This is a genomic window from Alloacidobacterium sp. (genome assembly GCF_035631355.1).
GTDB lineage: Bacteria > Acidobacteriota > Terriglobia > Terriglobales > Acidobacteriaceae > Alloacidobacterium.
In genome coordinates, this window is the sequence record NZ_DASQIX010000028.1 from 1 (window position 1) to 9,250 (window position 9,250).

General features: G+C 57.6%; 6 protein-coding genes. All 6 read left to right on the plus strand.

Going from position 1 to position 9,250, the window contains the following annotated elements; genetic code table 11:
* Positions 1 to 2,223, plus strand: a 2,223-nt coding sequence (locus VEV40_RS05695) for a DUF1549 domain-containing protein (RefSeq protein WP_324830777.1), incomplete at its 5' end; no start/stop codon positions are given.
* Positions 2,224 to 2,295: 72 nt separating this feature from the next.
* Positions 2,296 to 3,666, plus strand: coding sequence for an eIF2A-related protein (locus VEV40_RS05700; RefSeq protein WP_324830778.1), 1,371 nt, complete (start codon positions 2,296 to 2,298; stop codon positions 3,664 to 3,666).
* Between the two features lie 9 nt (positions 3,667 to 3,675).
* Positions 3,676 to 6,084, plus strand: a complete 2,409-nt coding sequence (locus tag VEV40_RS05705; RefSeq protein WP_324830780.1) for a hypothetical protein — start codon at positions 3,676 to 3,678, stop codon at positions 6,082 to 6,084.
* A 12-nt stretch (positions 6,085 to 6,096) separates the two neighbouring features.
* Positions 6,097 to 7,143, plus strand: a complete 1,047-nt coding sequence (locus VEV40_RS05710; protein WP_324830782.1) for a hypothetical protein — start codon at positions 6,097 to 6,099, stop codon at positions 7,141 to 7,143.
* Positions 7,144 to 7,283: 140 nt separating this feature from the next.
* A complete protein-coding gene (locus VEV40_RS05715) occupies positions 7,284 to 9,029 on the plus strand; it encodes a GMC family oxidoreductase (RefSeq protein WP_324830784.1) in 1,746 nt (581 codons plus the stop codon).
* Positions 9,029 to 9,250, plus strand: a 222-nt coding sequence (locus VEV40_RS05720) for a hypothetical protein (RefSeq protein WP_324830785.1), incomplete at its 3' end; no start/stop codon positions are given. The genes VEV40_RS05715 and VEV40_RS05720, both read left to right, overlap by 1 nt.

Genomic DNA, 9,250 nt, shown 5'->3' on the forward strand with positions numbered 1-9,250 from the left:
GCGACTGTCCTCGCGACCGTCGAGGGGCATCGCGCAAATGCGCCGTTGAGCGTCAAGGGTTATAACGATGTCGCGATCTGGAGCTTCCGCAATGACGTACTGCCCGTCATGACGAAGATGGGCTGCAATTCCGGCCCATGCCATGGCGCGGCCGCAGGCAAAAACGGCTTCAAGCTTACGCTGCGCGGTTATGACCCTGAAGCCGACTACTACACGCTCACACATCAGGCGCTGGCGCGGCGTACGGAGACGATGGAACCAGCAAAGAGCCTGATTCTTTTGAAGCCGACTCTGACCATCCCGCACGGCGGGGGTAAACGCTTCGACGTCGGCTCGCCTGAATATGGAGTGATTTCCGGCTGGATCGCGCAGGGAATGCCGCCGCCGCGAGATACTGACCCACGCGTCACCGCGATCCAGGTGCTTCCCCGCGAAGCCTCGCTTCGTCCAGGTGCCGAGCAGCAGTTGCTGGTGACAGCGGTATTTTCCGATGGCCACACCGCCGACGTAACGCGCTGGGCCAAGTACGACAGCGGAGATGAAAGCGTGGCCACCGTGGGGAATGACGGCCATGTCACCATGCACGGCTATGGCGAGGCCCCGGTCACGGTGTGGTATCAGAGCCATGTTACGTTTTCGCGGCTTCGCATTCCGTTTCCCTACAAGCTGCCGGAGACGGTCTTCAGCAAAGCTCCGCGCAACAACTTCATTGACGATGCCATCTTGAAGCATCTCGCAGTGCTGCACATTCCACCGTCGCCTCCTGCAAGCGATGCCGAATTTATCCGCAGAGCATATCTCGATGCGGCGGGAATTCTGCCAGCTCCGTCCGAGGTCGAAAAGTTTCTGAAGGACTCCTCACCGGACAAGCGCAACCAGCTAATTGACACCATCATGAAGCGGCCCGAGTTCGTGGACTACTGGGCCTATAAGTGGTCTGATCTGCTTCTGGTTTCGAGCAACCGCCTCTCCAATGGAGAGATGTGGAGCTACTACAACTGGATCCACGACAGTGTGGCGACCGACAAGCCGTGGAACAAGTTTGTCGCGCAGATCGTGACGGCGACTGGTAATACAGAGGAAAATGGCGCAGCCAATTACTGGGTGGTGCACCGCGATCCACTGGATACGTCGGAAAACATGGCGCAGGCATTCATGGGCATCAACATCACCTGTGCTCACTGCCACAACCATCCTCTAGCGAAGTGGACGCAGAAGGACTATTACGGCATGGCCAACCTGTTTGCACGGGTGCGGCTCAAGACTTTTGCGTCGGGTGGATTTCGTCCCGGGGTAGGGCCACTCTTCAATGATGTAACGGTCTATTCGGCTCCAACCGGCGAATTCATGGATGACCGCTTCATGATGCCGCTGCCGCCCAAGCCGCTCGATGCGGTAGCGCTCTCTATGCAGACGCCGGGCGACACGCGCCAGTACTTCGCCAAATGGCTCACGTCGCCGCAGAACCCGTTTTTCGCCCGCAGCATTGTCAACCGGGTGTGGCGCAATTTCATGGGGCGCGGCCTCGTTGAGCCAGTCGATGATCTGCGCGACACCAATCCAGCTACCAACGACGAGTTGCTGAACGCGCTGACGAAGGATTTTGTGGCGCACAATTTCGACGTGAATTATCTGATTCGCACCATCATGCAGTCGGCGACATATCAGACTTCATCGAAACCACTCAAGGAAAATGTGGACGATGACAAATACGGCTCGCACTATGTCATCAAGCGTCTGCCCGCTGAGGTGCTTCTTGATGCCTATTCGCAAGTGACCCAGGTTCCGGAGAAATTTGATGGCTATCCCATCGGCATGCGCGGCATGCAGCTTCCGGATACGGCGGTGAAATCATACTTCCTGACAGCTTTTGGCCGGCCAGTGCGACAGCAGACGCGTGAAAGCGAGCGCACATCCGTGCCGACCATCACGCAGGCGCTGCACATCATCAACGGCGACACGCTCAATAACAAGCTGCGCGCGCCGAACAGTTCACTGGACATGCTGCTGAAGCTCGGTTTCTCCGATGAGCAGATCGTCGACTATCTCTACCTTGCATCTCTAAGCCGGCATCCGACCGACTCTGAACGCTCCGCGCTCGTCAGCGCGCTTGCCGCGGCGGAGCAGCAAAAGACTGCAGGCGAGCAGGACCCGCGTCGCGCAGCGCTTATCGATATGTCATGGTCGCTGCTGACCAGCGAAGAGTTTATGTTCAACCATTGAGTTACGGACACCGCACAGATGCAGCCTGATCTCAGAAAAATTCGCTTTGCTGACTGGCCTCTAAGACTAGCCATGGTCTGTGCCGTTTTTGTTGCAATGTGGGCTGTTTACAATTCCGCCGGCGTGAAAGCAGCATCGCCGCCGAGCTTCAACTCTGACATCGCACCCATCCTGCAAAAAAACTGTCTGGCGTGCCACTCAAGCAGCGCGAAGATGGGTGGCCTGGTGATGGACAGTTATGACTCATTGATGAAGGGCGGGGACCACGGGCAAGTCATCCTGCCACACAACTCGCATGGCAGCCGTCTGGCGCAGATGCTTGAAGGAAAGATCGCGCCGCGCATGCCTTTTGGCGCGGATCCCCTCCCAGCCGCGGACATTGCCGCCATCGAGACATGGATCGACGCCGGAGCCTCCGGTCCCGCTGAGTCTGAAGCGGCAAAGACGATCACCACCGCGCCCATTCCGGAAATCAAGCCGGAGGTTCCGGTTGTCTCGCCGGTGGCATCAGTGAAGTTCTCTCCGGATGGAAAGCTGCTTGCCGTAGGCGGCTACCGCGAAGTGCGTCTTATTGACCCATCCACCGGCAAGGAGATCGCCACGCTCTCCGGTCATGCCGACTATGTGCGCTCGATTGCCTTCAGTCCGGACGGCAAGCTGCTCGCCGCCGGAGGAGGCCCGCCGCAGCGCTTTGGAGAAATCAAAATCTGGGACGTCCAGTCACATCAGCTTCTCAAAACGATGCAGGGGCACACGGACTGCATCTATTCCATTGCCTGGAGCCCGGATGGAAAACTGATTGCTTCCGGCAGCTATGACAAAACAGCGAAGCTCTGGGATGTTGCCACCGGTAAGGAACTCTCCAATCTCAAAGACCACATCGACGCCGTCTTCGCCGTTGCCTTCAGCCCAGACGGCAAGCGCCTCGCCACCGCTTCGCAGGACAGAACAGTAAAAATTTGGGACATTGCGACCGGGAAGCGCCTGTACACCCTAAGTGACGCTTCCGACGGCCTGAGCACTCTCGCCTATTCACCAACTGGCGACCGCATCGCCGCCGCTGGCTATGACAAAACCATCTATGTATGGAAGCTGGGGAAAGATGATGGCCATCTGGACCAGTCGTTGATCGCAGACGAAGACAGTATCCTTGCTCTGGTCTGGTCGCCGGACGGCAAGACAATCATCACTGCTTCCTCAGACGGCTCAATTCGATTCCGCGAGGCGTCTACACTCGATCCGATCCGCGTGATTGACCATCAACCTGATTGGGTGGAAGCGCTCAGCATAAGTCGCGACGGCAAGCAGTTGGCGGCAGGCCGCTTCAACGGTACCTTGAGCGTGTATGACGCGGAGAATTACAAAGAAACCCGAGGGCAGATGATTGCGTTCGAACCTCAACCGCCATCCACGAAAAGCGACAGCAAACAGGTGACCCAGTAGGGGGCAGGTATGAAGGCTAGAGTCCTGTTTTTCGCCATCTCTTTTGCGACTGGAATGACAGGTATTCTGTCTCTATGCGCGGAAGAGCCCATCATTCCTCCTAGCATCTCGAAAATTTCGCCCGCAGGCATGGAGCGGGGAACTACCGCTACATTCACCATCGACGGGCGCAATTTGTCCGACGCAAAGGCGGTCATCTTTGACGCGTCCGGCATCAGCGGCAAGCTGATCGAGATTACCGATATTCCAGAGAAAATTACCGGGCCGCGTGCGGGCGAAGACCTCGGTGCGCAGGTGCCTCTTGGAAAAAAGCAGACAGCAAAGCTCGAAATCACGGTGGCGAAAGATGTTCCGCCAGGCATCCATCGCTTTCGTATTCAGACGCCATTGGGAACAACAGATATGGCTGTCTTCGATGTTGGATCGCTGCCGGAAGTCACGGTGGGCAAGCCTATGAGCGCCCCGCAACCGGTGAAGCTGCCGGCAACGCTCGTCGGCACAATTTCGTCGCCGGGAAGCGCGGACAGCTACCAGTTTGAGGGTAAGGCTGGCGAAGATGTCGTCTTTCAGGTTGAGGCGTCAAAACTCGGCTCCAAGCTTCAATCCAAACTGGTGTTGAGTGACGCCACTGGGCACATCCTTGCCGAAGCAGGGAAGTATGATGAGGCCCCCGATGCTGAATTAAATTACAAGCTGTCGCAGGACGGAAATTACATCCTCGCAATTACCGACCGCGAGCAAAGCGGAGGCGCAGACCACTTCTATCGCGTCAACGCGGGGCAATTGCCGTACATTACCAGTGTCTTCCCGCTCGGCGTGCGCGTCGGGCAATCATCTGATGTTGCAGTTGAGGGCGTCAACCTGGGCAACGTCCATCAGGTGAAAGTTGATCCGCCCAAAGCCACCGCAGGATGGACAACGGCCCCGCTGGAAACAGCCTCTCTGAATCCGGTCAAACTGGCCGTAGGCAATGAGCCGGAAGTATCGGAGCAGGAGCCTAACAGCACCGCCGAACAGGCGCAGGCCGTTTCCGTCCCCATCGCCATCAACGGTCATATCGATGGCGGCGCTGAAGCAGGCGGAAAGCCGGACGAGGACTATTTCCGCTTTCGCGCTAAAAAAGGCGAGCGCCTGAACATCGATGTCGCCGCCTCGCGCCTCGGCTCGCCGCTCGATTCCATCATCGAAGTTCTCGACGCGCAGGGAAACCCGATCCCCAGAGCAACCATTCGTTGCCTCAACCAGACCACGACGACACTGGCTGACAGGGATTCTCGGACCATCGGCATCCGACTCGTGTCTACTTCCGGCCTGCGCGAAGGCGACTACCTGATGGTGGGCGACGAGCTTGACCGAATCAAGTTCATCCCTGACCAGCCCGACGCTGACACAACCCTGCAAGGGATGAACGGCCTGCGCCTTGCATATGAGGGAACATCGCCTGACGTTCACGCGGTAAACACGCCGGTATACAAAGCGCAGATTATGCCTGCCGATGCGGACTTCCCGGCCAACGGTCTGCCCGTATTCCACCTGACCTGGCGCAACGACGACGGCGGCCCAGGCTACGGCGCAGACTCAAAACTCGACTTTGTTGCTCCGGCAGACGGCGAGTACCTGCTGCATCTCAAAGATGTTCGCGGCATGGAGGGGCGTGACTTCGCCTATCGCCTGACCATCCGCGACGCGGCCCCTGATTATCAACTCACTGCCGAACCTGCGAATCCCAACATCCCTCGTGGCGGTTCCATACCGGTGACGGTGTCGGTCTCGGAGATACGGGACTTCGATGGCCCGATTGAAGTCAGCGTAAAAGGTCTGCCTGCGGGAGTGACCGCAAGTTCGGCGACAATCCCCGCGGGACAGAGAAGCACTGTAGTTGTCCTGTCGGCTGCAGCTGACGCATCGCTCGACACTGCTCCATCGCCCATCGAGTTTATAGGCCGCGCGAACGTCAATGGCCATGACCTGACGCGAATCGCAAACGCTGATGCAGGCATGACCCCACCTCTGCAACTCGCGTCCATCATTCCACCGCCTGATGTGGTCGTGACCACGGAAGCCAAAGAAGTTGCCATCGAACCGGGGAAGGAAGTCACTGTCACGCTTCATATCGAGCGCCAGAACGGCTTTAAGGGCCGGGTGCCCTGCTCGGTTGAGAACCTTCCTCCCGGCGTTGAAGTTGTCAACGTCGGATTGAACGGAGTGTTGGTGACGGAAGCTCAGACGAGCCGCACATTTACTCTCCGCGCCGAAGACTGGGCCAGGCCCATCGATCAGCCAATTTATGTGGTGGCCCAGGTCGAGTCGAATTCTCCTACTCTGCACGCCTCTGCGCCACTGCAGCTTAAAGTCTCAACCAGTAAAGAAACGGCGAGCGCGGCCCAGGGTCAGGCTGCTGCTTCTCCAAACCGCTGAGGAAGACAACGCATGTCCATATCTCGTCGCAAATTTGTCGCCCAGGTCGGAACCGGTTTCATCGCGCCCATGCTTCTGGGAGCCACCAACAAATCCGGCAGCAAGAAGCCAATCATGGGCTCTGGCGAGCACACCTATGAGGTCACGCATGATTGGGGCGAACTTCCCGCGGACATTCAATACGGCAACACGCACGGCGTCTGCGAAGACTCGCAGGGACACATTTACATCCACCACACTGTCTACGCCACAAGCGAGAAGCCGGACAGCATGGTGGTCTTCGACCACAAAGGGAAATTCGTCAAGAGCTGGGGCAAGCAGTTTCGCGGTGGCGCGCACGGCCTCTATATTCGCAAGGAAGGCAGTACCGAGTTCCTTTACCTGTGCGACATTCAACGTGGGTTAGTAGTCAAGACAACGCTCGACGGCGAAGAGGTCTTCACGCTGGGTTATCCCAAAGAATCCGAACCCTACTCAAAGCCCGGCCCGGACGGCAAACCTTTGAAGTACAGCCCGACCAACCTGGCCGTCGCCGCCAACGGCGACATTTATATCGGCGACGGTTACGGCTCCAGCTACATCCTCCAGTACAACAGCAAAGGTGAATATATCCGCACCTTCGGCGGCCCCGGAAAAGATGCCGGTCAACTGCTCTGCCCCCACGGCATTATTCTTGATGAACGCGGCGCCCAACCTGTCCTGAATGTCGCCGACCGCAGCAACAAGCGTATCCAGCGTTTCACGCTCGACGGGCAGCACATCGACTTCCTCTATGGGACCAATGCGCCGTGCCATTTCAATATCTACAAAAACGGCGACATGGTGGTGCCCGATCTCTTCGCGCGCGTCACGCTGATGGACAGCGGGAACAACATCATGATGAACCTCGGCGACGATTCCTCAAGCGACTACATGGCCACGCGCAAGCTCACGCGCGACCACTTCAAACCGGGTAAGTTCGTCTGCCCGCACGGTGCCTGCTTCGATCACGCCGGCAATATCTTCGTCGTTGAATGGGTGGAAGTTGGCCGCGTAAGCAAGCTGCGTAAAGTGGCATGAGCGGTGCCTGTCAGATGACATGTCTTGCTGAAAACGAATACACTGCTCATCAAGTTTGAGAATCGAATCGGAGGTTGCAATTCATTGAAGCAGGCTGAAAACCGCTCGCTCGTGCACCGTACCTTACGCGGAGACGCTACATGGCCCAAATAAACTCACGGGAAAAAATTTACGACGTCTGCGTTATCGGATCTGGTGCCGGCGGCGGGACTGCCGCAAAGGTGCTGACCGAAGGCGGACTCAGTGTGGTCATGCTCGAAGCCGGTCCCGTCCTTAATCCTGAAAAGGACTTCAAGGAGCACATCTGGCCCTACGAGTTGCCTCATCGCGGCGCAGGCATCGGTGGCAAGAGTCACGGGTTTGATGAGTTCCTTGCCCCCAATGGCTTCTGGGAAATCGATGGCGAGCCATACACAACCGCGCCCGGCACATCGTTTCGCTGGTTCCGCTCACGCATTGAAGGGGGTCGCACCAACCATTGGGGGCGCATTGCCCTGCGCTTCGGTCCCGCGGATTTCCGTGCGCGTTCGACTGACGGTATGGGCGATGACTGGCCGATCAGCTACGAAGAGCTTGCGCCTTACTACGACAAGGTTGAAGCATACATCGGTGTCTTCGGCACGAAAGAGAACGTTCCTAACGCGCCCGATGGCGTTTTTCAGCCTCCGCCCAAGCCGCGCTGTACAGAAACCATCGTCAAGGAGGCCTGCGACAAGTTAAACATCACCTGCATTCCGTCGCGGCTCGCAATTCTTACTCAGGCGCTGAATGGGCGCCCTGCCTGCCACTACTGCGCGCAGTGCGGCCGCGGCTGCATGACCGCCTCGAATTTCAGTTCCAGCCAGGTCATGATTCCACCGGCGCAAGCTACAGGCCGCTTTAAGCTGATTCCCAGCGCCATGGCTCGTGAACTCATCATGGGCAAAGACGGGACTGTGGAAGCCGTCTCCTACATCGACAAGACCACCAGCAGCGAAAAGCGCGTACGCGCCAAAGCTTTTGTTGTAGCGGCCAGCGCCTGTGAGAGCGCGCGCCTGCTGCTGAATTCTCGTTCATCGAGCTTTCCAGACGGACTGGCAAATTCCTCCGGCGTCGTAGGGCGGTATCTCACAGATTCCGTCGGCACGCACATGGCAGGCTATTTCCCGCAACTGGAAAAAATGCCCGCGCACAATCATGACGGCGTCGGCGGTATGCACATGTACATGCCCTGGTGGAGGTTCGGTCAGAAGAACGACTTCCTGCGCGGCTACCACATCGAATTTGGCGGTGGCCGCAACATGCCCGGTGTGGGCGAATTTGGCGGGGTATGCGCGCAACAGGAAGGCTATGGCGTTTCCCTGAAACAGAAGTGTCGCAGCACGTACGGTACTGTGATTGGATTCGCCGGACGCGGCGAAATGATTCCCAATGAAAACAGCTATTGCGACATTGATCCCAATGTTGTCGACAAGTGGGGCATTCCCGTCCTTCGCTTCCACTGGGAGTGGAGTGACAACGAGCTAAAAATGGCGGCAGACATGCAGGAAACATTCCGTTCCATCATCGAATCCGGTGGAGGGACGGTACTGACCCGCCATCAGACATCAGATCAGGACAGCGCCACGATTGAAAAGCAGGTCGGAGACCCCAAGCTGGTGGGTAGGAGCGCCATCTCCGAGGGCGGCACCATCATTCACGAACTGGGCACTGTGCGCATGGGGAACAACCCAAAAACTTCCGCGCTGAACAAAAATTGTCAGGCCCACGACGTGAAGAACCTGTTTGTCGCCGATGCAGCTCCATTCGTTACAAACCCAGACAAGAACCCGACCTTGTCCATCATGGCGCTGTCGTGGAAAACTTCGGAGTACCTGCTCGATCAGGCGAAGAAAGGCGAGATCTAATGGCTGGAAACCTTATTTCACGCCGGAATGTTCTGAAGTCTCTCAGCATGGGCGCGGTGGCCGGTTCCGTGCTTCGGGTGATCCCGCTCGAAGCCGCAGAATACGCTCACGGCGTCATTGCAGATGAAAAAGCCGCTGCCTCAACCGGGGCATACACGCCAAAATACTTTGTGCCGGAGCAGTACAAGACACTGCAATCTCTGTGTGAAACAATTTTTCCC

Excerpts from the sequence above, each read along its gene's own strand:
- VEV40_RS05700 (WP_324830778.1), top strand. The coding sequence starts at position 2,296 with ATGGTCTGTGCCGTTTTTGTTGCAATGTGGGCTGTTTACAATTCCGCC.
- VEV40_RS05705 (WP_324830780.1), top strand. The coding sequence starts at position 3,676 with ATGAAGGCTAGAGTCCTGTTTTTCGCCATCTCTTTTGCGACTGGAATG.
- VEV40_RS05710 (WP_324830782.1), top strand. The coding sequence starts at position 6,097 with ATGTCCATATCTCGTCGCAAATTTGTCGCCCAGGTCGGAACCGGTTTC.
- VEV40_RS05715 (WP_324830784.1), top strand. The coding sequence starts at position 7,284 with ATGGCCCAAATAAACTCACGGGAAAAAATTTACGACGTCTGCGTTATC.